The organism is Kitasatospora purpeofusca (assembly GCF_036010405.1).
Taxonomy (GTDB): domain Bacteria; phylum Actinomycetota; class Actinomycetes; order Streptomycetales; family Streptomycetaceae; genus Kitasatospora; species Kitasatospora purpeofusca.
Genome location: NZ_CP108561.1, coordinates 718,943 through 744,641 on the forward strand (window position 1 = coordinate 718,943; position 25,699 = coordinate 744,641).

General features: G+C 75.1%; 11 protein-coding genes. 6 read left to right on the forward strand and 5 right to left on the reverse strand.

Going from position 1 to position 25,699, the window contains the following annotated elements; translation table 11 throughout:
- Positions 1-17: 17 nt before the first annotated feature.
- The gene (locus OG715_RS03300) at positions 18-920 is read left to right on the forward strand and encodes a LysR family transcriptional regulator (protein ID WP_327063966.1); all 903 of its coding nucleotides are present in this window, start codon (positions 18-20) and stop codon (positions 918-920) included.
- Between the two features lie 75 nt (positions 921-995).
- On the opposite strand, the gene OG715_RS03305 is transcribed toward OG715_RS03300, so the two are convergent.
- The 4 genes from OG715_RS03305 to OG715_RS03320 form a co-directional block, all read right to left on the reverse strand.
- A complete protein-coding gene (locus OG715_RS03305; protein WP_327063967.1) occupies positions 996-3,272 on the reverse strand; it encodes a S9 family peptidase in 2,277 nt (758 codons plus the stop codon).
- Between the two features lie 112 nt (positions 3,273-3,384).
- A complete protein-coding gene (locus OG715_RS03310; RefSeq protein WP_327063968.1) occupies positions 3,385-4,053 on the reverse strand; it encodes a DUF4097 family beta strand repeat-containing protein in 669 nt (222 codons plus the stop codon).
- A gap of 311 nt (positions 4,054-4,364) precedes the next feature.
- Positions 4,365-4,574 (reverse strand): hypothetical protein, encoded by a 210-nt coding sequence (locus tag OG715_RS03315; protein ID WP_327063969.1) that lies wholly within the window; start codon positions 4,572-4,574, stop codon positions 4,365-4,367.
- A 35-nt stretch (positions 4,575-4,609) separates the two neighbouring features.
- The gene (locus OG715_RS03320; protein WP_327063970.1) at positions 4,610-4,987 is read right to left on the reverse strand and encodes a VOC family protein; all 378 of its coding nucleotides are present in this window, start codon (positions 4,985-4,987) and stop codon (positions 4,610-4,612) included.
- Positions 4,988-5,393: 406 nt separating this feature from the next.
- Here OG715_RS03320 and OG715_RS03325 point away from each other — a divergent pair, with 406 nt between their 5' ends.
- Entirely contained in the window at positions 5,394-6,458 is a 1,065-nt protein-coding gene (locus OG715_RS03325; protein WP_327063971.1) for a LuxR C-terminal-related transcriptional regulator, read from the forward strand.
- A gap of 30 nt (positions 6,459-6,488) precedes the next feature.
- Here OG715_RS03325 and OG715_RS03330 read toward each other — a convergent pair whose 3' ends face one another.
- Complete coding sequence (locus tag OG715_RS03330; protein WP_030395401.1) at positions 6,489-7,112, reverse strand: LuxR C-terminal-related transcriptional regulator; 624 nt, start codon at positions 7,110-7,112, stop codon at positions 6,489-6,491.
- 581 nt (positions 7,113-7,693) lie between these two features.
- Here OG715_RS03330 and OG715_RS03335 point away from each other — a divergent pair.
- The 4 genes from OG715_RS03335 to OG715_RS03350 are packed head-to-tail and all read left to right on the forward strand — an operon-like array spanning position 7,694 to position 25,679.
- Positions 7,694-14,116 (forward strand): type I polyketide synthase, encoded by a 6,423-nt coding sequence (locus tag OG715_RS03335; protein WP_327063972.1) that lies wholly within the window; start codon positions 7,694-7,696, stop codon positions 14,114-14,116.
- 4 nt (positions 14,117-14,120) lie between these two features.
- Positions 14,121-18,881 (forward strand): beta-ketoacyl synthase N-terminal-like domain-containing protein, encoded by a 4,761-nt coding sequence (locus OG715_RS03340; protein WP_327063973.1) that lies wholly within the window; start codon positions 14,121-14,123, stop codon positions 18,879-18,881.
- The gene (locus OG715_RS03345; protein WP_327063974.1) at positions 18,878-22,321 is read left to right on the forward strand and encodes a type I polyketide synthase; all 3,444 of its coding nucleotides are present in this window, start codon (positions 18,878-18,880) and stop codon (positions 22,319-22,321) included. The genes OG715_RS03340 and OG715_RS03345 overlap by 4 nt, the downstream gene beginning before the upstream one ends.
- Positions 22,314-25,679, forward strand: a complete 3,366-nt coding sequence (locus tag OG715_RS03350) for an amino acid adenylation domain-containing protein (RefSeq protein WP_327063975.1) — start codon at positions 22,314-22,316, stop codon at positions 25,677-25,679. Before OG715_RS03345 ends, OG715_RS03350 begins: the two co-directional genes overlap by 8 nt.
- Positions 25,680-25,699 lie beyond the last annotated feature (20 nt).

Sequence of the window (25,699 nt, forward strand, 5' to 3'; positions counted from 1 at the left end):
TCAACGGGGTGGGACGCATGGAACTGCGGGATATCGAGATCTTCCTGACGCTCGCCGAGGAGCTCCACTTCGGCCGGGCGGCCGAGCGCCTGCACGTCTCGGTGGCCCGGGTCAGCCAGGCCATCAAGAAGCAGGAGCGCGGCATCGGCGCGGAGCTCTTCCTGCGCGACAGTCGCAACGTAGAGCTCACCCGCGCCGGCGCCCAGCTGCGGACGGACCTCGCGCCGATCTACCGGGGGCTGCAGGAGAGCCTGGAGCGCGCCAGGCTCGCCGCCCAGGGCAAGACCGACGTCCTGCGGATCGGCATGATCCCGGGCAACGCCTACGACCTCGGCCACTACTGGGAGACCTTCCGTGCCCGCCACCCCCAGTGGGGGCTGAAGATCCGTCACGCCTCCTTCTCGGACCCCTTCACGGGCCTGCGTCGGGGCGACATCGACATCCTGGTCGCTTGGCTGCCCGTCCTGGAGCCCGATCTGGTCATGGGCCCCACGTTGCTCATCGACGGCAGGCTGCTGGCCGTCGGCCTCGGCCACGACCTCGCCGGGCGGACCTCGGCGGTCGTGGAGATGCTCGGCGACTTCCCGCACGCCTTCGCCCCCGGGCTCCCCGACTACTGGGCCGACGCCTACACCCCACCGCACACCCCCAAGGGGCGGACGATCGTGCGCGGCCCCGAGGTCCTGACCACCGACGACATCTTCGCCGTCGTCAGTTCCGGTGAGGCCGTCATCCCCTTCCCCTCCCACGTGCGCCGCTTCTGGGCCCGTCCGGACATCGCCTGGCTGCCCGTTCCCGACCTGCAGTCGCTGTCGTACGGGCTCGTCTGGCGCGGCGAGACCGAGAACGACATGATCCGCGCCTTCGCCGCGGTCGTCCGCGAGCTCGGCGCGTTCCGGCAGGACGGCCAGGAGTCCTGACCCGCGGGTGCGGCGCGACGGCTCGACCGCCCGACGGCCCGGAAGGGGTGGCCGGGCCGTCGGGCGGTTCGGGGTTCAGGAGAAGAGCTCGCTGAGCAGCTCGGGGCCGAGGGGGATGGGAGCGGGGCGGTGGGCCGGGGGCCGGACGTCCATCAGCTCGCGGACCAGGAAGTCCCAGCTGCGCTTGCGGACGTAGGTGATGCAGTCGATGAAGGTGTGCTCGGCACCGGGGACGACGAGCAGTTCGAAGTCCTTGTCGGCGGCGATGAGCCGGTCGGCGAGCCGCAGGGTGTGGTCCGGGTGGACCTGGTCGTCCATCTCGCCGTGGACGAGCAGCAGCTTGCCCGCGAGCCGGTCCGCGAGGTCCAGGTTGGAGGTGCGGGCCCAGGCCTCGGGATTGTCGGCGCCGTCGTAGGTCTCCACGAAGCCCTGGTTGAAGTGGGGGGCGTCGTGCGAGCCGGAGAGGGCGACGCCGGCCTTGAACACCTCGGGGTACTCCAGTACCGCCCGCGCCGCCGCGTAGCCGCCGCCGGAGTGGCCGAAGACGCCCGCCCGGTCCAGGTCCATCCACGGCCGGCTCTCGGCCAGCTGTCGCAGTGCCGCGACGTGGTCGGCCAGGTTGCCGGCGTCGGCCAGTCGGCCGTAGGAGGCGTCGTGGAAGGCCTTGTCGCGCCCGGGGGTGCCCCGACCGTCGAGTGCGACCACGACGAAGCCCAGTGCGGCGAGGGGTTCGGCGTCCATGCCCATGCCGCCCGGGTCGAAGGACGGCAGGACCCGGTTGACCTGCGGGCCGGGGTAGATGCTGTCCACCACGGCGTAGCGCCTGGCGGGGTCGAAGCCGCGCGGGTGGTACAGCACGCCGTAGATGTCGGTGACGCCGTCGGCGGCCTTGACGCGGAAACGCTCGGGCGCGGTCCAGCCGGTCGCGGTGAGCTTCGTCGTGTCGGCGCGCTCCAGCTCGACCAGGACCCGTCCGGTCCAGTCGCGGACGCTGGTCACCGGCGGGGTGTCGACGGTGGAGGCGGAGTCGAGGAAGTAGTCCTGGCCGTCCGGCAGGGTGGCGACGTGGTCCGACTCGTCGTCGGTGAGCCTGGCGAAGCCGGAGCCGTCCAGGCCGACCCGACACACCGTACGCCGGTACGGATCCTCCTCGACCAGGCCGGAGGCGGTGAAGTACACCACGCGCTCGGCCTCGTCGACGCGCAGGATCTGCCGCACCGCCCACTGTCCGGAGGTGACCTGACCGAGGAGTTCACCGGTGCGCAGGTCGTAGCGGTACAGGTGGCCCCAGCCGTCCCGCTGCGAGTACCAGAGCACCTCGTCGGCGAGCACCCGGACGATCGGCGGTTCGTACTGCCACTGGTTGGGCTCGACCCGGGTCCCGCCGCTCTCGCTCAGCACGGTGGCGACCTCGCCGGTGGCCGGGTCGAGGCGGTGCAGCGTGAGCGTGCGCAGGTCGCGCGGCCGGTCGAGGTAGTACACCGCCGAGCCGTCCGGGGCCCACCACGCCCACTTGATGGTGATCGGCGACATCTGCGACATGAGCAGCGGCTCGGTCTTGGCCCGGACCACCGTGCCGGTGGCGACGTCCAGCACGACCAGTTCGGCCAGCGGTACGGCCTCGTCGCCGGGGTGGGCGAAGCGCTGGGTGTGCAGGCGGGGCGCGCCGCCGTCGGCGGGCCCGGCCTCCAGCAGGCGGGTCTGCCGCACCGAGCGCTCGTCGGTGCGGTGCGTCAGCACCTTCGTGGAGTCGGGCGACCAGGCGACGGCCGGCGGCAGGTACGGCAGGCCGACCTTGCGCAGCAGGGTGGCGTTGGCGGTGCAGTCCGGGCCGGTGCCGTACTGGTGGTCGGGCGCGCCGTCGGTGGTCAGCGCCCACTGGCGGTCGTCGGACAGCGAGCGTGCCCACAGGTCGTGCCCCCGCCGCGACACCGCGTGCTTCCCGTCCGGTGACAGCACGTCCAGCGGGCTGCCCGGCGGCGTGAACTCGGCCGCCTCGCAGGTGTAGTCGTCCAGGCGGCAACGCCAGTACCCGCCGAGCGCGGCGAACTCCACGGCGCCCCCGGCCCACACGACGGCCGCGAACGGCAGCGCCTCCGGATCGACCTCCTGTCCCGAGGCACCGGCCAGGGCGGCGGCGAGCCGGGCGTGGTCGAAGGCCGGCTCACGAGTGCCCGCCGCCGGGTCGGCCAGGACGAACCGCCGGCCGCTGCCGTCGCTCACCGAGTACCAGAACCGGGCGCCGCCGTCGATGTACTGCGGCCTGACCTTGTCGCCGACGACGAGCTCGCCGGGGCTGACGGGGCGACGCAGGAGCCGCTCGGCGGCCCGGTAGTCCTCAGTGGTGCTCAAGTCCTTTTTCCTTCTTCGGTGTTGTCGGATCCCGGGGACGGTCCCCGGGGACGGTCCTCAGGGGTGGTTCTCGGGGACGGCCCTCAGGGGCGGTCGCTGGGGTGGTCCTCGGTCAGAGGCTGCGGGCGGTGATGTCGCCGTAGGCGGTGGTCGCGTGGATGTTCAGGGCGGCGGCGCCGTCGCTGTTCTTGAGCGTGTTGTGGATCCGGCCGTAGGAGGTGCCGGCGTCCAGGGAGGCGGAGACGCCGGGGGCAGCGCCGACCGACACCTCGCCGGCCTCGGTGCGCAGCACGACCGTGCCCTGCACGGCCTCGGCAATGCGGATGTCGCCCTTCTGCGTGCTGATCCCGGCGGGGCCGTTGAGGCGCGCCACCGTGATGTCGCCGGCCTGGACGGTGAGACGGGCACTTCCGGTTTCGTCGAGCCGGACCGCAGCCTGCGCGCCCTCGAACGTGACGTCGCCGAGCCGTCCCTCGCCGATGAGTTCGGCGGTGGCCGCCTTCACCTCGACGCGGGAGCCGGCGGGCAACTGGACGGTCACGTCGACGGAGCCGGAGTCGCCGAGGACCCGGTTCGCCGCCGCCGGGGCCTCGACCCGCAGGACGCCGTCACCGAAGGCGACCCCGATCCGCTCCGCCGCCTTCACGTCACGGCTGTTGGAGGCGTCCGCGGGGAGGACCTCGACGGTGGTGTCGGCCCGGTCGGCGGCGACGAGGCGAATGCGTCCCGCGGGGATGTCGAGGACGGCGGAGATCGGGGCGGGGGTGGTGAAGTTCTGCATCGGACTACCCTTCGGTTCGTTGTTTCTGACATTGAAAACGCTACGTTGTGTTCACTATTCTGGCAACAGCTTCGTTGCGCATCTTGACCATATATGCAGGTAGAGGCATTGAAATCGTTGCACCGTCACGCCCATCAATGCAACGATCGATGCGCTGATCGTTGCATTGACTTGAGGTCGGACGCGAGGTCGGACGCGAGGTCGGACGCGAGGTCGGCGACATCGGGGAAGCGCGAGGGGAGAAACCGGTGCCGGGAGGAAGACTCACTCAGCAGGAACGCCGGCGGATCGCGCTGGGGCCGGCCTGGCGGTCACGGCCACCGATGGCCGCCGTGAGCGGCGGCCCAGCGAACGACCGGATGCCGTTCGAGGAGCCACTGGACGCTCGGGCCGGTGACGCCGGGGCGGGCCGGCGGTTGCGGGAACGTCGCAGCGAGCGCCATGTTGCCGATGACCAGCGCCGTCGTGCCGAGACAGAGCACGATCGGGACCGGGCGGCGGCGGGGACTGCGGGCTTGCATCAGGGCCTCTCAACGGAACTGCGGCCTGGGTCGGGTCAGGCCCCGGCGGGTGGAATCCACTCCACGAGCTGGACCACGACCCCGTTCGGATCGATGAGCTCCACGAGCTGCTCGCCCCATGGCTCGCGGCGCAGCGGGACGGTGATGTTGACACCCTCCCGCCGCAGCCGCTCGTACTCTTCGGCGACATCGGTGACGGCGAAGGAGACGAGCACCTCGACGGGCCCCCGCCCCGGCGGCCGTTCGGGATCGCTCCGCCGCAGCAGCAGGTCCGGCGCCGCGTCGTCGCGCCCGAGGCTCACGAACTCCTCGTCGACCAGCACCTCCCGGAACCCGAGGTGCGTGGTGAAGAACCGGCTGGAGGCGGCCGGGTCCGCGACGCTCAGCTCCACGGTGGCGGCGACGATGTTCACGGCGACCGCCGCCGTACTGATCCACTTGGGGACATGTCGATGCCACTCCTTGCCTGCGTGGTCCGGCGGAATGGATCAAGCATGGCCCCGTCAGGAGGAGGGGAACAACGGCGGATCGTGCAACGGTCGTTAACCCCGGGGTTTACGGCCGGGCCGTCGGCTTCTCGTGGTTCGGGCGATCGACAGCGCGGCCGTGGGTGTTCGTGACACCCCGTCCGAGCGTGCCGGTCGGGGATGCAGTGACGGATTGGACTCGAGGGGTGACGCGTTGTTCGCCTCAGGTCTTCCTGGCCCTCTACAGATGGCCGTACTTCTTCAAGTAGTCTCGCCAGCCGAGCCGCAGGCACCGAGGGCTCGGGACCACCTTGCTGCTCAGGATCCGGACCTACGGCTGGAGTTCAAGGCGATGACGGCGGCGATCGGGATCGATCCGCGCTTTGCGTACCGTGTCTACCTCTCACTTCTTCGTGTCGAGGACGGCGGCTCGGGCCCGGAGGAGCTTGCCCGGGCCATCGCCCGGGAGCTCGGTACCGGGGCCGAGGAGGTCGGGGATGCGGTCGGATGGCTGGCCGGGCACGGCCTGCTCGACCGGGAGCGCGGGGCGCCGCCGGCCACGCCGCAGAGTGTGCTGAGACGCTTGGTCGCCGATCAGCAGGAGCGGCTGGCCGAGGTCGCCCGCGCCCAGGACCTGATCTCCGACCTCACCGACGGCTTCCTCGCCACTCCGGCCCCCGCGGGGGAGGGTCCGGCGGTCGAGGTGGTCGAGTCACGGGACCAACTTGCGCTCCGATTAGGCGAGTTGCATGCGTCCAGCCGGTCCGAGGTGGCGGTGATGCTGCCCACGGCGGCCGAGCCGGAAGCGCTGCACCCGTGCATTCGCGAGGACGTCGAGCTGCTGCGCCGGGGGGTGCACTACCGGCTGGTGGCGCCGGCCTCGGCGCTGGGGAGTCCGGCCGTCGTCGAGTACGTGAACGCGCTCCAGGAGGCCGGCGCGGAGATCCGGACGGCGGAGTCGCTGCCGCTGCGGCTGGTCATCGTCGACCGGGAGAAGGTGGTCACCCGGTCGCAGGTCGAGGGGCTGCGCCGCAGTGTGGTGATCGACGGCGGACTGCTCGCCCAGCTCTTCACCCGGGTCTTCGAGCACAGCTGGTCCACGGCCGCGCCGTACACCAGGCGTCGGCGCGGCGGCAGTTCGGCGCCGGTGCTGTCCGGCACCCATCGGCTGGTGCTGCGAATGATGGCCGCCGGGGCCACCGACAAGTCGATAGCCCGTCATCTCGGTTACTCGGACCGGACGGTGCGGCGGTTCGTCGCCGAGATCCTGCGGGTGCTGGAGACCGACAACCGACTTACGGCGATGGTACGGGCCACCCGGCTCGGGCTGCTCGAACACGAGGGCCGGGAGAACAGGGAAGGCAGGGAGGACAGGGAAGGCAGGGAGGACAGGGAAGTGCGGGCGGCGCAGGGCTGATCGAAGCACCGGAGCGGCGCGGGGAGGATGTCAAAGCAGCCCCCGTTCGGCAGCGATCCGCGCCGCGTCGAAGCGGTTGCGTCCGTCGAGTTTGCGCATCGCGCCCGAGGTGAGGTTGCGGACCGTCCCGGCGGCCAGGTAGAGCTCGCGGGCGACCTCCTTCACCGAGGCACCGGTGGCGGTGAGCCGGAGGATCTCGCGTTCCCGCGCGCTCAGCACCTGCTCCGCGACGGCCGTCCGGACCGCCGGCCCGTCGGGCGCCGGTTCGGCCTCGCCCGGGGCGGGGCGGCCGCCCGCGGCGGCGTCCCGGATCGCGTCGACCAGGCGGGGGATCTTGGTCTGCTTGGTGACGACCCCGAGTGCCCCCGCCGACACCGCCCGGTCCACGAGGGTCCGGGTGGGCCGGGCCGCCATGAGGACGACCCGGCAGTCGGGTAAACGTTTCCCCAGCTCCCGCACCAGGCGGAAGCCGCCCTGCGCGGTGCCCATGCCCAGCACGGCCACGTCCGGCCGGCGGCGGACCGCGACCGGGACGACCATCGAACTCCGGTTCACCGCCCCCACGACCTCGAAGTCCTTGACGGACGCGAGCACCTCGGCGATCGCGTCCAGGGGCAGCAGCTGCTCGTCGGCTACCAACACACGAATGGTCATCACTAGGTCTCCCCCGAGGATCCCGTGAACGGAACTCATGGCGATCGTGCGGCCGCGCCCCAGTGTGTGGCGGACGGCCCGCTCCCGTCGACGGCACCCGGGCGTCCGGGTGCGGACATGTCCTCAGCAGGACCGGTGGGTCTACGTGGGTCTACGCGTGTCATTCGGTGACCCCTCAACTTATCCCGGGTCCGGCGGCCGACCCGACGCCCGCGGGCAGGGACGTGACAAGTGTCAGTAAAAGCAGGTCAAAGCCTTGTCGCCGGTGACCGGCCGGGACCACGATGCGCACTGGTGATCGACTGCCGCGCGGAGCCCGTCCGCCCCGCGCGGCCCCCGACACCCGCTGCCCCCCGCCCCCTCCGCCGCCCCGACAGCCCCCGTGCGGCACCCGGCCGCTCCGGCCGCTCCCGGCCGACCCGACCCGACACCGCCCGCGCGGCACCCTCCCGCGCGGGTCCCGTCCGCCCCGACCCCGGCCCGTGCCCCGCCGGCCCCCGCCCCAGCGTGCCCCCGCACGCCCCGGGCCGGGCGCCGGCCCGTGCCCGGCCCGGCTCCACGGATGCCCTGAGGAAGAGGACATGCACACAGACCCTGTGGTCCAGGACCCGACCCAGGCCCTGGCCGTCGTCGGCATGGCGGGACGGTTCCCCGACGCCCCGGACGTCGAGAGCTTCTGGCGACTGCTGATGGAGCGTCACGACGCCATCGGCCCCGTCCCCGCGAGCCGTTGGGACGCCACCGCGCAGCTCGACCCGCAGCGCGAGATCCAGGCCGTCGGCGGATTCCTCACCGACGTCGACCGGTTCGACGCCACCTTCTTCGGCATCTCCCCCCGCGAGGCGGAGATGCTCGACCCGCAGCAGCGGCTGATGCTGGAGGCCGCCTGGCGGGCGCTGGAGGACGCCGGGACACCGGCCCGCGCGCTCGCGGGCAGCCGGACCGGCGTGTTCGTCGGCGCCGGCTGGCACGACTACGAGCACGTCGGCCGCAAGAGCGCCGCCGGGGTCACCCAGCACACCGCACCCGGCTACGCGCTCGACATGATCGCCGCCCGGGTCTCCTACTTCCTCGGGCTCACCGGGCCCAGCCTGGTCGTCGAGACCGGCTGCTCCTCCGCGCTGGTCGCGGCGCACCTGGCCGCCCAGGCGCTGCGGGCCGGCGAGGTGGACGCGGCCATCATCGGCGGTGTCGCGCTGATGCTCGACCCGACCGCCTCGATCGGCCTGACGTACTTCGGCGGCCTCTCCCCCGACGGCCGCTGCAAGGCCTTCGGCGCCGGGGCGAACGGCTTCGTGCGCGGCGAGGGCGTGGGCGCCCTGTACGTGAAGACCGTCGCCCGGGCGCAGGCGGACGGGGACCGGATCCACGGTGTCATCGCCGGCACGGCGGTGAACAACGACGGCGGCGGGCAGAGCGTCGTCGCACCCAGTCCGCTCGGGCAGGAGCGGCTGCTGCGGGACTCCTACCGGCACTGGGGCATCCCGGCGGACCGGGTCGCCTATGTGGAGGCGCACGGCACCGGCACCTCGGTCGGCGACCCGATCGAGGCCGGCGCGGTCGGCCGGGTGCTGGGACGGACCCGCAGCGCGGACGCCGGTCCGCTGCCGATCGGCTCGGTGAAGACCAACATCGGGCACCTGGAGGCCGCCGCCGGCATCCCCGGGCTGTTCAAGGCGCTGCTGTCGCTGCGCCACGGCGTGGTGCCGCCGAGCCTGCACTCGGCGGAGCTGAACCCGGAGATCGCCTTCGACGAGCTGAATGTGACGGTGGTCCGCGAGCCGCTGCCGCTGCCGGCGGACGAGCAGGTCTTCCTCGGCGTGAGCAGCTTCGGCTGGGGCGGCACCAACGCGCACGTGGTGCTGACCGGGGCGCCGCGGACGGAGACCCCGGTCGCCGACGACCGACCCGACGTGCACCGCACCGCCGACGAGCACCGCACCCCCTTACTGCTGCCGGTGTCCGCGCACTCGGAGCAGGCGCTCGCCGAGCGCGCCCGCGAGCTGCGCGAGCTGCTCACCGGCGCGACCGACCCGGCTCCGGAGCAGCTGCCGGCTCCGGAGCAGCTGCCGGCGCTGGCCGGCACCCTGGCCTGGCAGCGCGACCAGTTCCCGGTCCGCGCCGCCCTGCTGGCCGCCGACGCCGCCGGAGCGGCCGGGCAGTTGGAGCGCCTCGCCGCCGACCCGGCCGGTGCCGAGCCGGTGCCCGGCGTGTTCACCGGCCGTGCCGCGCCCGTCGGCCGGACCGCCTTCGTGTTCCCCGGCCAGGGGTCGCAGTGGCACGCCATGGGCCGTGAACTCCTGGCCGCCGAGCCGGTGTTCGCCGCGGTGATCCACCGCTGCGCGGCCGCGCTGGAGCCGTACACGGACTGGGACCTGGTCCGGGTCGTCTCCGGCGAGGCCGGGGAGGAGTGGCTGTCGCGGATCGACATGCTGCAACCGACCCTGTGGGCCGTGTCGCTGGGCCTGTGCGAGCTGTGGCGGGCGGCCGGCGTGGAACCGGACGTGGTGGTCGGCCACAGCCAGGGCGAGGTCACCGCGGCCACGGCGGCGGGCATCCTCTCCTACGAGGACGGCGCGATGGTCGTCGCCCGGCGCAGCGCGATCGCCCGCCGGACCTCGGGCAAGGGCCGGATGCTGGCGGTGGACCTCTCCCTGGACGCCGCGAAGGCGGCGCTGTCCGGCTTCGAGGAGGGCGTGTCGCTGGCCGTGAACAACGGCCCGAACAGCTGCGTGCTCTCCGGTGACACCGAACTCGTTCTGGCGCTCAAGGAGTTGCTGGAGGCCGAGGGCACCTTCTGCCGGCTGGTGAACGTCGACTACGCCTCGCACAGCCCGCAGATGGACGAGCTGGAGGACGACCTGCTGGCGGCGCTGCAGTCGGTGCGGCCCGGCCGGGGCGGCGTCGAGCTGATGTCGACGGTGCGGGTGGCCCCGCTGGAGGGGCCGGAGCTGGACGCCCGGTACTGGGTGGACAACCTGCGCCGGCCGGTGATGTTCGCCGACGCGATGGAGCGGCTGTTCGACACCGGGGTGACCCATGTGGTCGAGATCAGCCCGCACCCGGTGCTCACCCCGGCACTGGAGCAGCTGGCGGCGCAGCGGCCGGTACCGCCGCAGGTGCTGTCGACGCTGCGGCGCGACCAGGGCTCGCCGGACACGGTGCGCGAGTCCATGGCACGGGCGTACGTGAGCGGTCTGGAGCCGTTCGGCGCGCTGCCCCGGGCCGCCTGGGCGCCGGTGCCGCCGTACCCGTGGCAGCGGACGGTGCACTGGGTGGAGCAGGGCCGTCGGCGGGCCGGGAGCGGGGCCGGCGAGGAGCTGCGGCTGGTGCCGTCGGTGACCGAGCAGGGTGCCTGGAGCGGCATGCTGGAGCTGGCCCCGGCGGACATCCCCTGGGTGCGCGACCACCGGGTGTACGACGCGGTGGTGCTGCCCGGCACCGGGATGCTGGAGCTGGCGCTGCGCACGGCGCTGGCCAGGACCGGCGGCGCGCACCGCACCCTCGCCGAGGTCGGCCTGCACAGCCATCTGACGCTCACCGAGGAGCCGGTGACGGTGGCGCTGGGCTGGCGGGACGACGTGACGGGAGGCGGCAGTTTCACGCTGTCCTCGCTGGAGCCGGGCGGGCAGGGCTGGGTGCGGCACGCCTCGGCACGGGTGCTGGCGGAGGACACCGCGCCGGAGGCGCCGTCGTTCCCGGAGCGGCTGCTCGGCGTCGACGCCGCGCCGGCCGCCGCGTTCTACGCCGACTGCGCGGCGCGGGGTCTGAACTACGGTCCGGCGTTCCAGGGTGTGGTGGGGCTGCGGGCCGGGGCGGCGGAGTGCCTGGCCGAGGTGCGGCTGCCGGAGGGCTGCCTGGCCGGCGGCCATCCGCACCGGCTGCACCCGGCGCTGTGGGACGCGGCGCTGCAGGCGTCGATCCCGCTGTTCCCGGGCGAGGAGGCGGCGGTGCCGGTCGGGGTCGGGCGGGTGCATCTGCACCAGGACCTCGCGGAGCCGGTGACGGCGCTGTGGTCGCACGCGGTGCGGCGGGACGGCGGCGAGGAGGTGGACCTGTTCCTGTTCGACGCGGAGCGGCGGCCGGTGCTGAGCCTGCTGGGCCTGCGGATGCGGGCGCTGGCGGCCTCGGCCGATCCCGGTGCGGTGGACGCGGAGCGGATCCACCGGTTGGAGTTCCGGGCCGCGGAGCGCGTCGACGAGGCTGCCGACGGGACCGGCACCGAGGAGCACACCGGCCGCTGGGCGGTGTGCGCGGCCGACCCGGTCGGCGGCACGGCGGCCTGGGCGCGGGCCGGGGAGCTGGCCGAGGCGCTGGGCGCGCTCGGCGCGACGGCGCTGGCCCAGGTGGCCGACGGCGCGGACGCGGCCCGCACCGAGGTCTGGCAGGAGCGGCTGGCCACCGTGGAGGGGTTGGACGGCGTGGTGTTCCTGGCGCCGGGCGCGGACGCCGGTCCGGACGCCCAGCGGGCGGCCCTCGCGGCGCTGGCCGCGCTGGTGCGCGCCTGCTCCGCGCGCCCGCTGGTGCCGCGGCTGGTCGTGGTGACGGCCGACGCCCAGCTGCCGCCGTCGGCGGCCGGGGCGGTCGACCCGGGCGCGGCCCTGTACTGGGGCTTCGGGCGGGTGCTGCGCCGTGAGCACCCCGAGCTGCGGCCGGTGCTGGTGGACGTGGCCGGTGACGAGGCCGACTGGGCGGTGCGCTGCGCCGTCGAGCTGTCGGCCGAGGACGGCGCGGACCAGGTGGTGCTGCGAGGCGGGGAGCGGCTGGTCGGCCGGCTGGTGCGCGGCGCGGCGGGACCGGTGGACGACCCGGCCGACCCGGCCCGGCCGCGCTGGCGCTCGGCGGACCCGCAGCCGTTCCGGCTCGCCCCGGACGGCCGGGGCACCTGGGACGGGCTGGCGTTCCGGCCGCTGGAGCGGCGGGCGCCGGGCGCCGGGGAGATCGAGCTCGCGGTGGGGTCGGCGGCGCTGAACTTCATCGACGTGATGAAGGTGATGGGCACCTATCCGGACCCGACGGCCGACGCCCGGCTGCTCGGTCTGGACGGCGCGGGCGTGGTGACCAGGACCGGCGCGGGCGTGACCCGCTTCGCCCCGGGCGACCGGGTGGTCGCCTGCACCAGCGGCGGAGCGCTCGCCACCCACTGGACGGTCCTGGCCGACCACGCGCAGCACGTGCCCGACGGGATGGCGGACGCCGACGCGGCGGCGTTCCCGGCGGTGACCATCACCGCCTGGTACGGCCTGCGGCACCTGGCCTCGCTGCTGCCGGGCGAGACGGTGCTGATCCATTCGGCGGCGGGCGGGCTGGGCCTGGCGGCGATCGCGGTGGCGCGGCTGCTGGGCGCCGAGGTGCTCGCCACGGCGGGCAGCGCGCACAAGCGGGCCCGGCTGCGCGAGCTGGGCGTGCGGCACGTCTTCGACTCCCGGGACCTCTCCTGGGCGGACGAGGTGCGGGCGGCGACCGGCGGCCGCGGGGTGGACGTCGTCCTCAACTCGCTGACGGGCGCGGCGATCCCGCTGGGTCTGGAGGTGCTGGCCGAGGGCGGGCGGTTCGTCGAGGTCGGCAAGGCCGACATCTACGGCGGGCGCACACTGGCCCTGGACGCGTTCCGCAAGGGCATCGGCCTCTCCTCGCTGGACCTCGCCGGGGTGATCGCCCGTCGGCCGGCGCTGTTCACCCGGCTGTTCGCCGAGGTGTGGGAGCGGGTCGAGGCGGGCGAGCTGGCGCCGCTGCCGGTGCTGTCCTACCCGTTCGCGCGGGCCGCCGAGGCGATGCGGGAGATGTCCCACGGCCACCACATCGGGAAGTTCGTGCTGTCGGACCCGTCGACGGTCACCGAGGTGGCGCCGGAGCCGCTGCGGGACGGCCGGTTCCGGGGCGACGGCACCTATCTGATCACCGGTGGTCTCGGGGCGCTCGGCCTGTCGCTGGCGGAGTTCATGGCCGGGCGCGGCGCGGGCCGGCTGGCCCTGGTCGGCCGCTCGGCGCCGACGGCGGAGGCGGCTGCGCGGATCGGGGCGCTGCGGGCGCGCGGTGTGCTGGTGGAGACCTTCGCGGCCGATGTCGCCGACGCGGCGGCGGTGCGCCGGGTCCGGGAGCAACTGCCGCCGCTGCGCGGGGTGGTGCACGCGGCCGGTCTGCTGGACGACGCGACGGTGCTCAATCTGACGGCGGAGCAGCTGGACCGGGTGCTGGCGCCCAAGGTCGACGGCGCGGTCCACCTGGACGCGGCGACCGAGGGCGATCCGCTGGACTTCTTCCTGCTGTTCTCCTCCGCGGCCGCGCTGTTCGGCAACGCCGGCCAGGCGGCCTACGCGGCGGGCAACGCCTTCATGGACGCGCTGGCGGTGGACCGGCGGCGGCGCGGACTGCCCGCGCTGAGCGTGCAGTGGGGCCCGTTCAGCGATGTCGGTCTGGCCGCCGCGGACGACAACCGCGGGGCCCGGCTGGCGGAGCGCGGCATGGCGGGCTTCTCCACCGCCGAGGCGTGGCGGGCGCTGGAGGGGTTCCTCGGCGGTGACGAGCAGGTGGTCGCCTATGTGCCGATCGACCTGCGGCAGTACCTGGAGGCGTACCCGGACACGGCGACGCTGGCCAGCTGGAGCGCGCTGCGGGAGCTGGCCCGGCACGGCGGGGGCGGCAGCAGCGCGGGCGCGGCCTTCCTGGCCGAGCTGCGCGGGGCGCCGCAGGAGCGCTGGCCCGAGCTGTTGGAGGCCAAGGTGCAGGAGCTGGCCGGGCGGGTGCTGCGGCTGGAGGCCGGGGCGATCGACCGGGACACGCCGTTCAAGTCGCTGGGGCTGGACTCGCTGATGGGTCTGGAGCTGCGCAACCGGCTGGAGGCGGCGTTCGGGCTGCGGCTGTCGCCGACGCTGCTGTGGACGTACGGGTCGGCGCGGGCGCTGTCGGCGGTGCTGGCCGAACGGCTGCTGGGCGATCCGGCGGCGGGCGAGGACGGCGCGGCGGACGGGTCCGCCGAGACCGCCGCCGAAGGCGAGGGCTGAGCAGATGACGGAGCAGCAGCAGAGCGGCACCGCCGCGCCCGCGCCCACACCGCTCACCCGGGCGCTCGACACCGTCCGCAAGCTGCGGGCGCAGCTGGACGCCGCCAGTGGCACCGGCCCGCTGGCCGTGGTCGGCATCGGCCTGCGGCTGCCGGGCGGCATCGCCGACCTGGACGGCTACTGGGCCGCGCTGGCCGAGGGCCGCGAACTGGTGGGTCCGCTGCCCGCCGGGCGGCGCGGGCCGTTCGCCGCCGAGTGGGAGCAACTTCCGCACAGCGGCGGGTTCCTGGACGAGGTGATGGACTTCGACGCGGAGTTCTTCGGCATGGGCCCGGCCGAGGCCCGGGGGGTCGACCCGCAGCAGCGGCTGCTGCTGGAGGTCGCCTGGGAGGCGCTGGAGGACGCCGCGCTGCCGCCGGACCGGCTGGACGCGGCCCGCACCGGGCTGTTCGTCGGGATCACCGGCCAGGAGTACTGGGACTGGCACACCGGCGAGCTGGACACCCACTGGGCGGGCGGCAACGGCCACTGCTTCACGGTGGGCCGGGTGGCGTACGCGCTGGGGCTGGCCGGGCCGGCCATCACGGTGGACACGGCCTGCTCCTCCTCGCTGGTGTCGGTGCACCTGGCGCGCCAGGCGCTGGCCCGCCGGGAGTGCGACGTGGCGCTGGCGGGCGGGGTGAACCTGGTGCTCTCGCCGCGCGCGACCCGGCTGCACCGGCTGGCGGGCACCCTGTCGCCGGACGGGCGGTGCCGTCCCTTCGACGCGCGGGCGAACGGCTTCGCCCGGGGCGAGGGCTGCGGCGTCCTGGTGCTGAAGCGCCTGGAGGACGCGCGGCGCGACGGCGACCGGGTGCACGCGGTGGTGCACGGTTCGGCCGTCAACCAGACCGGGCGCTCGACCGGCTTCACGGCGCCCAATGTGCTGTCGGAGGTCGCGCTGACCGAGGCGGCGCTCGCGGACGCCGGGCTCACCGCCGCCGACATCGGCCTGGTGGAGGCGCACGGCACCGGCACCTCGCTCGGGGACACCATCGAGATGGAGGCGATCGCCGCCGCGCTGGGCCGTCGCAACGGCGGCGCCGAGCTGAGCGTCGGCTCGGTCAAGGCCAATCTGGGCCACCCGGAGTCCGCGGCCGGAGTGATCGCCCTGGTGAAGGCGGTGCTGTGCCTGCGGCGGCGCGAGGTGCCGCCGCTGGTGAACTTCAGCACCCTCAATCCGCTGATCGACCTGGACGGCACCGCCATCACCCTGCCGACCTCCCTTCGGCCCTGGCCGGAGCGCGGCGGGCGGCACGCGGCGGTGAGCGCGTTCGGCATGGGCGGCACCAACGCCCAGGTGATCCTGGGCGCGGCCGAGGACACCTCCGCCGGCCCCTCCGCCGACGGGGCCGGGGCCGTCCCGGTGGCGGGCTTCGAGCTCTCCGCCCGGACCCCGGAGGCGGTGCGGGCGCTGGCGGGCGCCCTGCACGGGCGGCTCGCCGGACTGCCGGACGCCTCCTACCCGGCGTTCGCCTACACGGCCGGGGCCGGGCGGGCCCGGCACCGCTGGCGGGCGCGGATCGCCGCCGCCGACCGGGCCGCCGCTCTGGGGGCGCTCGGTGGGCTGGCCGAGGGGGACACGCCGGCCGGCGTGGTGCTCGCCGAGCGGGAGCAGCACGACCGGGACGAGGCCGAGGGCGGGTTCGCGGAGCTGCCCAGGGCCGTGCTGGACCTGCCGAACTACCCCTGGCAGCGGAGCCGGTACGCCCCCTCGACACCCGAGGATCCCAAGACTCCCGACGAGCCCGCAGCTCGCGTGCAACACCCGCCCGCCGAGGGGGGCACCGGTCGCGCCCTGTTCGCCCTGGAGTGGGCCGAGGCCGAGCCCGGAACGGGTGCGCCCGCCGGAGCACCGGGCCGCTGGCTGCTGTTCGCCGACCGCGCGGGAACGGCCGGCGCCCTGGGCGCCGAACTCGTCGCCCGGCGCGGCAGCTGGGTGACCGTCACCCCGGGCAGCCGCTCGCGCCGGATCGACCCGCTGCACTACGAGCTCGACCCGGCCCGCCCGGAGGACCTCGCCGCCCTGCTCAAGGAGCTGCGCGCGGCCGGTGACGAGCCGTGGGCCGGGGTCCTGTACGCCTGGGGCCTGGACGCGGCCAACGGACCGGCACCGACGGGCTCGGGGCCGGAGGGTACGGGGCCGTTCCCGCTCCCGGCGGCCCGGGAGGAGGCCGTCCGCCCGGCCCCGCTGCTGGTCCGGGAACTGGCCGGCGAAGGGCTGCCCGGCGCCCCGCGCCTGGTGCTGCTGACCCGGGGCGCGCAGCGGGTGACCGAGCGGGACGGGGCGCCCGACCCGGTGCAGGCGCTGCTGTGGGGTGCGGCCGGCGTGGCCTCGGCCGGGGCCGACGTGCCCCGCCCGCTGCTGGTGGACCTCGACCCGGACCCGGCGCGGGACGACGCCGCCCGGCTGCTGGACGTGCTGCTGCGCCCGGCCGGGGAGCCCTCGGCCGCGCTGCGCGGTCCGGTCGGGTACACCCCGGTCCGGGTGCCGCAGGACTCCGCCGACGGCACCGAACCCGCTTGGCAGCGGCGGCCGTTCGACCCCGAGCTGGACACCAACCAGCGGCTGCTGGCGGTCCGGCCCGGCCTGCTGGAGAGCCTGACGCCGACCCGGTGGGAGCGGACGGCGCCCGGCCCCGGCCAGGTGGAGATCGAGGTCGCGGCGGCCGGGCTGAACTTCAGTGACGTACTCAAGGCGATGGGCGCCTACCCGGGCGCGGCCGGCACGGTCCCGCTGGGGGTCGAGTGCGCGGGCCGGGTGAGCGCGGTCGGCGCGGGCGTCGAACGCTTCCGGGTCGGCGACCGGGTGATGGCGGTCGCGCCGTCCGCGCTCGCGGCCTACACCACCACCGAGGAGCACCTGGTGGCGCCGAGGCCGTCGGCGCTGGACGACGAGCAGGCGGCGGCGGTGCCGGTGGCCTTCCTCACCGCCGTGTACGGGTTGGGCCATCTGGCCCGGCTGCGGGCGGGCGAGACGGTGCTCGTCCACTCGGCGAGCGGCGGTGTGGGCCTGGCCGCGCTGGCGGTGGCCCGGCGCTGCGGGGCACGGGTGTTCGCCACCGCGGGGACGCCCGCGAAGCGCAGCTTCCTGCGCGAACTCGACGGCGTGGAGCTGGTGACGGACTCCCGCTCGACGGACTTCGCGGCGGAGGTCGCGGCAGCGACCGGCGGGCGCGGGGTCGATGTGGTGCTCAACTCCCTGACCGGGGAGGCGCTTCGGCTCGGCCTGGGGCTGCTGGCGCCGGGCGGGCGGTTCGTCGAGCTGGGCAAGCGCGACATCCACGACGACAGTCCGATCGGCCTCGGCGGTCTGAAGGCGAACCGGGCGCTGTTCGCGGTCGACCTGGACCACACCTTCCACGCCCGACCGGAGCTGCTGGCCGAGCTGTTCGAGGAGGTGGTGCGGGGCTTCGAGGACGGCGGCTTCGGACCGCTGCCGGTCACCGTCCACCCGTTCGCCGCCGCCCGGGAGGCGTTCGCCGTCATGGCGCAGGCCCGGCACACCGGAAAGCTGGTGCTGCGCCCGGAGCCGGCACCTGAGCTCGCGGTGCCGCCGACCCGCTCGGTGGTCCGGGCCCGGGCCGGGTACCTGGTCACCGGCGGCACCACCCCGGTGGCGCTGGCGGCGGCCCGCCGGCTGGCGGAGCTGGGAGCGCGCCGGATCGGCCTGCTCCGCTCGGCCGACTCCGTCCCGGACGCCGCCGCAGAGCCGGTCCTGACAGAACTGCGCTCCCGTGGCGTGGAGTTGCTGCTGCCGGTCGCCGACCTGTCGAGCGCCGAGGAGTCGGCCGCCGCGGTGGCCGCGTTCGACACTCCGGCGGCGCCGCTGGCCGGGGTGGTGCACCTCGCGGGCGCCGAGGCGGCGTACGCGGTGGCGAACGGTACGACGGACGGCGGCGTGCCGGAGGAGGCCGAGGACGACCCGCTGGACGCCACCGGCCCGGCCGCCGACGCCTGGCGGATCCATCTCGCCACCGCCGACCGGCCGTTGGACTTCCTGGTGCTGTCCGACCCGGTCTCCGCATCCGGCCGAGGGACGGCGCTCGGCGCCTGTCTGGACGCGCTCGCCGGGCACCGCAGGGCCGCCGGACTGCCCGCGCTGAGCGTGGACGGCGCCGGACTGGCCTCCCTCGCCCGGCTGTTGGGCAGCCCCGCCGCGATCGTCCGCTCGACCGACGGCTCCCCCGAGGCCGGCTCCACCGACGCCGCCGACTCCGACGGCGGGGAGGCGGTCCGACGGCAGCTGCTGGCGGTCGAACCGGGCCGCCGCCGCCGGGCCGTGCTGGTCCGGCACTGCCGGGAGCTGGCCGCCCGGGTGCTCGACGGGCCCGGCGCGCCGGACCCGGCGGCGATCGACAGCGCGGCGCCGCTGGCCGGCCTCGGCTTCGACTCGATGCACACCCTGGAGCTGCGTTCGCGGCTGGAGCTGTCGCTCGGCGTCCCGCTGCCCGCCACGCTGGGCTGGCAGTACCCGACGCTGGACGCCCTGGTGCCGTTCCTCGCCGAACGGATGGGGATCCCGCTGGAGGCCGCCGCCGCTCCTGCTTCCGCACCCGAAGCCGTGGACCGACCCGACATCGACCGCCACGGCGGCCCCGAGGCGCCCGACGGCCCCGAGGACCTCGACGGGCTGTCGGAGCGCGAACTGGAGGCCCTCCTCCTCGCCAAGACCGAGCAGTTCGACACCAGTGCCGATCCGACCGACCGGGGGCAGGGACGATGACCACGCGCGAACACACCACCCGGGGCGACACGCCCGAGGACCGCACCGGCTCGATGACGGCGATGAAGCGCGCCTATCTGACCATGGAGCGGATGCAGCGCCGGATCGACGAGCAGGAGCGGGCCAGGAGCGAGCCGATCGCCATCGTCGGTGTCGGCTGCCGCTTCCCCGGCGGGGTCACCGACCCCGACTCGTACTGGGAGCTGCTGGCCGCCGGCACCGACACGATCGGCGAGATCCCGGCCGACCGCTGGGACGTCGACGCGTTCTACGACGAGCAACCGCGCACCCCCGGGAAGCACAGCACCCGCTGGGGCGGCTTCCTGGACCACATCGACCGCTTCGACCACGAGTTCTTCGGCATCTCCCGCCGGGAGGCGGTGTCGATGGACCCGCAGCAGCGGCTGGTGCTGGAGGTCGCCTGGGAGGCCCTGGAGGACGCCGGGCAGGCGCCGGACGCGCTGGCGGGCAGCCGGACCGGGGTGTTCCTCGGCATCTGCAGCAACGACTACGCCGGGCTGCTGTTCCGCGAGCCGCAGGACATCACCGCCCACGCGTCCACCGGCGTCGCGCACAGCATCGCCAGCGGCCGCCTCTCCTACCTGCTGGACCTGCGCGGGCCGAGCGTCTCGGTGGACACCGCCTGCTCCTCCTCGCTGGTCGCCGTGCACCAGGCCTGCCAGAACCTGCGGCTCGGCGAGTGCGACCTCGCGATGGCGGGCGGCGTCAACGCGGTGGTCGCGCCGGACGCGGCGATCTCGTTCTCGCAGTTCCCGGAGATGCTCGCCGACGACGGCCGCTGCAAGACCTTCGACGCGGCGGCGAACGGCTTCGTCCGCAGCGAGGGCTGCGGTGTGGTGGTGCTCAAGCGGCTCTCGGACGCGCGCCGCGACGGCGACCGGGTGCTCGCGGTGATCCGCGGCTCGGCCGTCAACCAGGACGGGCGCAGCTCGGGCCTGACCGCGCCCAACGGCGCCGCCCAGCGCGAGGTGTTCCGCCGGGCGCTGGCCGCCGCCGGGGTGGGCCCGGACCGGGTCGGCTACATCGAGACCCACGGCGCCGGGACCAAGCTGGGCGACCCGATCGAGGTGTCCGCGCTGGCCGAGGTCTACGGCCGTGCCGAGGGTGCGCCGCTGCACCTCGGCGCCGTGAAGACCAACCTCGGCCATCTGGAGGCGGCGGCCGGGATCGCCGGGCTGATCAAGGCCGCGCTCTGCGTGGACCGGGGGCAGATCCCGCCCAATCTGCACTTCGCCGACCTCAATCCGCACATCTCCTTCGAGGGCACCACCTTCGCCGTGCCGACCGCGCTCACCCCGTGGCCGTCCGACGGGGTCGACGGGGCGCGGCGGTTGGCGGGTGTCAGCAGCTTCGGCTTCAGCGGTACCAACGCGCACCTGATCGTCGAGCAGGCACCGGACGCCCCGGCTTCCGAACCGGCCGCCGGGTCGGACGAGGACCGCCCGCTGTCGGTGCTCGCCCTGTCGGCGCGCAGCGGCGGCGCCCTGCTGAAGCTCGCCCGCCGCTACCAGGACCGGCTGGCGAAGGCCGGTCCCGGCAGCGCGGCCGACCTGAGCTTCTCCGCGAACACCGGCCGCTCGCACTTCCCGCACCGCCTCGCCGCCGTCGGGGCCACCCCCGGCGAACTCGCCGAGCGGCTGGCGGACTTCGTCCGGGACGACCCGGGCGAGGGACTGCTGCTGGGCCGCTCCGGGGGCGCCGCCCCGGCCGGGCCCGGGTCGACGGCCGAACCGGTCTTCCTGTTCACCGGCCAGGGTCCGCAACGCGCGGGCATGGCCCGGCGGTTGTACGAGACGCAGCCCTTCTTCCGGCGCACCCTGGACCAGTGCGACGAGATCCTGCGGGACGTCCTGCCGGCGCCGCTGCTGTCCGCCGTGTACCCGGCCTCGGCGGCGGACGGCGAGTTGATCAACACCATGGAGTTCGCCCAACCCGGCCTGTTCGCCGTGGAGTACGCGCTGGCCGGGCTGTGGCGCTCCTGGGGCGTGGAACCGGCCGCCGTGATCGGCCACAGCCTCGGCGAGTACGCCGCCGCCTGCTTCGCCGGAGCGCTGCCGCTGGAGGACGGCCTGCGGCTGGTCGCCGAGCGCGGGCGGCTGCTCCAGCGGCTCGCCGAGTCCGGGGCGATGGCCGCGATCGCCGCCCCAGCGGACGAGGTGGCCGCCGAACTCGCCCGCCACGACGAGGCGCTGGTCGCCGTGGCCGCCGTCAACGGCCCGGCGAACACCACCGTCTCCGGGGTGCGGGAGGTCGTCGACGAGGTCTGCGCGGCCTTCGCCGGGCGCGGCGCGGAGGTGCGGCGGCTGCGCATCTCCACCTCCTCGCACTCCCCCCTGGTGGAACCGGTGCTGGAGCCGCTGCGGGCCGCGCTGGAGAAGGTCACGTTCGGCGCGCCGGCCGTCCCGCTGCTGTCCAACCTGACCGGCGGGCTGTGGCCGTGGGACCGGCCGCTGGACACCGACTACTGGCTGCGGCACGCCCGGCAGCCGGTGCTGTTCGCCGACGGGGTGCGGGCGCTGTACGAGCTGGGGCACCGCACCTTCCTGGAGGTCGGTCCGGCGCCGACGCTGCTGGGCCTGGTCGGCGAGGTGCTGACCGGCGACGACGTGCTGATGCTGCCCAGCCTGCGGCCCAAGTACGACGACTGGGAGATCCTGCTCGGCAGCCTCGGGCGGCTGTACGCCGAGGGGGCCGAGGTCGACTGGGCCGGATTCGACCGGGAGTACAGCCGGGCCAGGACGCCGCTGCCGCACTACCCGTTCGCCGCCACCCGCTGCTGGCACGAGCCGAGCGGCGACGGCTCCGCCGCGGCTCCCGCCCGGCGGCCCTCGGCGCAGGCCGGGCGGCCCGAGCGGCCCGCACGCGTGCCACGGACCGAACGGGCCGCGCGCCCCGAGCGGCCCGTACCCGCCCAGCGGTCCGCCTCCCCCCGGACGGCCCCGGCCCGCCGGCTGCCCGGCGCCCCCGGCCGGGCGGCGGCGAGCGCGCTGCCGACCGCCGAGGAACTGCTGGCCGCCCCCGCCGAGCAGCGGGTGGAGACCCTGGTCGCCGGGCTGACCGCCAGTGTGCGCGCCGCCCTGGGCTCGCGCGCGGCCGCCGTCGACGCCGACGCTCCGCTGTCCGCCCTCGGCCTGGACTCGCTGATGGCCGTGGAGCTGCGCAACGAGATCCAGGGCCGGCTGGGCGTCAAGGTGACCGTCGCCGAGTTCCTCAAGGGCGCCACGGTCCGCAGCCTGGCCGGGCAGGTGGTCGAGGGGCTGACCGCCGCCGGGCCCACCGCCACCACCGGGGAGGCGGCGCCGATCCGCCGGGCGGCCCGCTCCGCCGACCGGACCCCCGACGCCGCCCCCGACCCCACCGCCGAGCTGCTCGCCCTCCTGGAGCAGGTCACCGAGACGTCGGAGCGGGTCGATGACTGAGCTCGACGAGCGCCTCGCCGCGCTGACCCCGGAGCAGCGGGCGCACCTGGACCGGCTGCTCGCCGAACGGCGGCCGAGCGAGGACGCGACTCCGGCGACCCCTGCCGAGGACGTCTTCCCGCTCTCGCTGTTCCAGCAGGGCATGTGGTTCCTGGAGCAGGTCCGACCGGCGAACCCGGCCTATGTGGTGCCGGGCGCGGTGCGGGTACGCGGCCCGGTGGACGCCGGGGTGCTGCGCGCGGCGCTGCGCGAGGTGGTGCGCCGGCACGAGGCGCTGCGCACCACCTTCGCGCTGCGCGACGGCCGCCCCGTCCAGGTGGTGCGGCCCACTGTCGAACCCGAACTGCCCGTGACCGACCTCCGGCAGGCCGGGCTCACCCCGGCCGAGCTGGACGAGCGGATCGTGGCGGCCGCGGTCGGCGAGCCGTTCGACCTGGAGGCCGGGCCGCCGCTGCGGCTGGCCCTGCTGCGCACCGGCGAGGACGAGTCGGTGCTCGTCCTGGCCCTGCACCACCTGGTCTCCGACCGCTGGTCGTTCTGGGTGCTGCTGGCCGAACTCGCCGCGCTCTACGAGGCGTTCGTGGCTGGCCGGCCCTCACCGCTGCCGGAGCTGCCGGTCCAGTACGCCGACTTCGCGCTCTGGCAGCGCGAGCAGCACGAACAGGGCCGCTGGACGGAGCAGTCGGCGTACTGGAAGGAGCGGCTGACCGGGGCACCGGCCGCGCTGGAGCTGCCGACCGACCGGCCGCGTCCGGCCGTCCAGGGCTTCAACGGCGGCACACTGCCGTTCGAGCTGCCCGAGCCGCTGCTGCGCGGGCTCTCGGAACTGGCCCACCGCCGGCACGCGACCACCTACATGGCGCTGCTGGCCGTGTTCACCGTGCTGCTGTCCCGGTACGCCCGCAGCCGGGACGTGGTGGTGGGGGTGCCCACCGCCGTCCGCGACCGGGCCGAACTGGAGCCGCTGATCGGCTACTTCGTCAACACGCTGCCGATCCGCACCGAGCTGGGCGGCGAGCCGTCCTTCACCGAGGTGCTGGACCGGGTGCGGGCGGCCTGCCTCGGCGCCTACGAGCACCAGGAGGTGCCGTTCGAGCTGGTGGTCGGCGAGCTGGGCACCGCCCGCGACCTCAGCCGGCCGCCGGTGTTCCAGGTGAGCTTCGCCTACGGCCGGGAGGCGGTGCCGGACCTCGCCCTGGGCGGTGCGCGGCTGGAGCCGGTGCCGGTGCGCGGCGGCGGCGCGCGGTTCGACCTGGAACTCCAGGCCTTCGACCGGGACGGCGGCCTGAGCGGCTGGTTCGAGTACGACCGCGACCTGTTCGACGAGTCCACCGTCGCCCGGCTGGCGGCGCACTTCGGTCGGCTGGCCGAGCAGGCGGTGGCCGCTCCGGAACGGCCGGTGGAGCAGCTGGAGCTGCTGACGGAGGCCGAACGCCACCGGGTGCTGGTGGAGCTCAACGACACCGCGCGGGACTGGCCGGCCGGCGAGGGCTGGATCCACCAGGCCTTCGAGGAACGGGCCCGGCTGCGTCCGGAGGCGGTGGCGCTGCGCTTCGAGGGCCGTTCGGTGGGCTACGGCGAGCTGGACCGGCGGGCCAACCGGCTCGCCCACCGGCTGCGCGGGCTCGGCGTCGGCCGGGACACCGTGGTCGGCGTCGGCATGGAGCGCGCGCCGGAGCTGGTGGTGGCGCTGCTGGCGGTGCTCAAGGCGGGCGGCGCCTATCTGCCGCTGGACCCGGAGCTGCCGGCGGCCCGGCTGGAGCACATGGTGCGGGACGCCCGGGTGCCGGTGCTGCTCACCCAGCGCCGGGTGCTCGGGCGGCTGCCGCGGGTCGACGCCGAGGTGCTGTGCGTGGAGGAGTTCGAGGCCGGGCCGGTCGGGGAGCCGGACACCGCCCCGGAGGTCGAGGTCGGCGGCGAGGACCTCGCCTACGTCATCTACACCTCCGGTTCCACCGGCACGCCCAAGGGCGTCATGAACGTGCACGCGGCGATCCGCAACCGGCTGCTGTGGATGCAGGACGCCTACCGGCTGGACGCCACCGACCGGGTGCTGCAGAAGACGCCGTTCTCCTTCGACGTGTCGGTGTGGGAGTTCTTCTGGCCGCTGGCGGCCGGCGCGACCCTGGTACTGGCCCGGCCGGAGGGGCACCGGGACACCGGCTACCTGGCCCGGACGATCCGCGCGGAGGGCGTGACGACGGTGCACTTCGTGCCGTCGATGCTGCAGGCCTTCCTGCGGGAGCCGGTGGAGGAGTGCGGGAGCCTGCGCCGGGTGGTGTGCAGCGGCGAGGCGCTGCCGCGCGACCTCCAGGACCGCTTCCTGGCCCGCTCCACCGCCGCCCTGTACAACCTGTACGGCCCGACCGAGGCCGCCGTCGACGTCACCCACTGGACCTGCGGGCCGGACGAGGACCCCCGGCGGCCGGTGCCGATCGGCCGGCCGATCGCCAACACCCGGATCCTGGTCCTGGACGGGGCGATGCGGCCGGTGCCGGTCGGGGTGCCCGGCGAGCTGCACATCGGCGGCCGGGGCCTGGCCCGGGGCTATCTCAACCGGCCGGAACTGACCGCCGAGCGCTTCGTCCGGGACCCGTTCGACCCGGACCCGGCGGCCCGGCTGTACCGCACCGGCGACCTCGCGCGGTTCCGCGAGGACGGCGCGGTGGAGTACCTCGGCCGGCTGGACCACCAGGTGAAGCTGCGCGGCCTGCGGATCGAGCTCGGCGAGATCGAGTCCGTGCTGACCGAGCACCCGGGGGTGCGCGAGGCCGTGGTCACGGCCCGTCCGCACCGGACCGGGGACGTGCGGCTGGTCGCCCACCTCACCACGACCGACGCCGGAACGCCGCCGGCGCCCGCCGAACTGGCCGCGCATCTGCGAGGCCGGCTGCCCGGGTACATGGTGCCCGCGGTGTTCGCCGTGCTGGACGCGCTGCCGCTCACGCCGAGCGGCAAGGTGGACCGCAACGCGCTGCCCGAGCCGGGCGAGGACGGCCCGGCGGCGGGCGCGCCGTTCACCGCGCCCGGGGCCGGTCTGGAACGGTCGCTGGCCGGGCTGTGGCGCACGGTGCTGGGGGTGGAGCGGGTCGGCGCCCACGACAACTTCTTCGACCTCGGCGGGCACTCGCTGCTGATGGCCGAGCTGCGGTCGCTGCTGGCGGCGGACCTCGGGCACCGGGTGTCGATGGTCGAGCTGTTCCAGCACCCCACGGTGGCCTCGCTGGCCGCCCATCTGAGCCGGTCCGGGGTGGATCCGTCCACGGCCCCCGGGGCGGCCGCGCGCGAGCGCGCGGAGAACCGACGCCGGGCCGGTGCCCGGCGGCAACAGGCGGCCGTGCGCCGTGCCCGTTCCTGAGAGCACGATGTGAGAGAGCG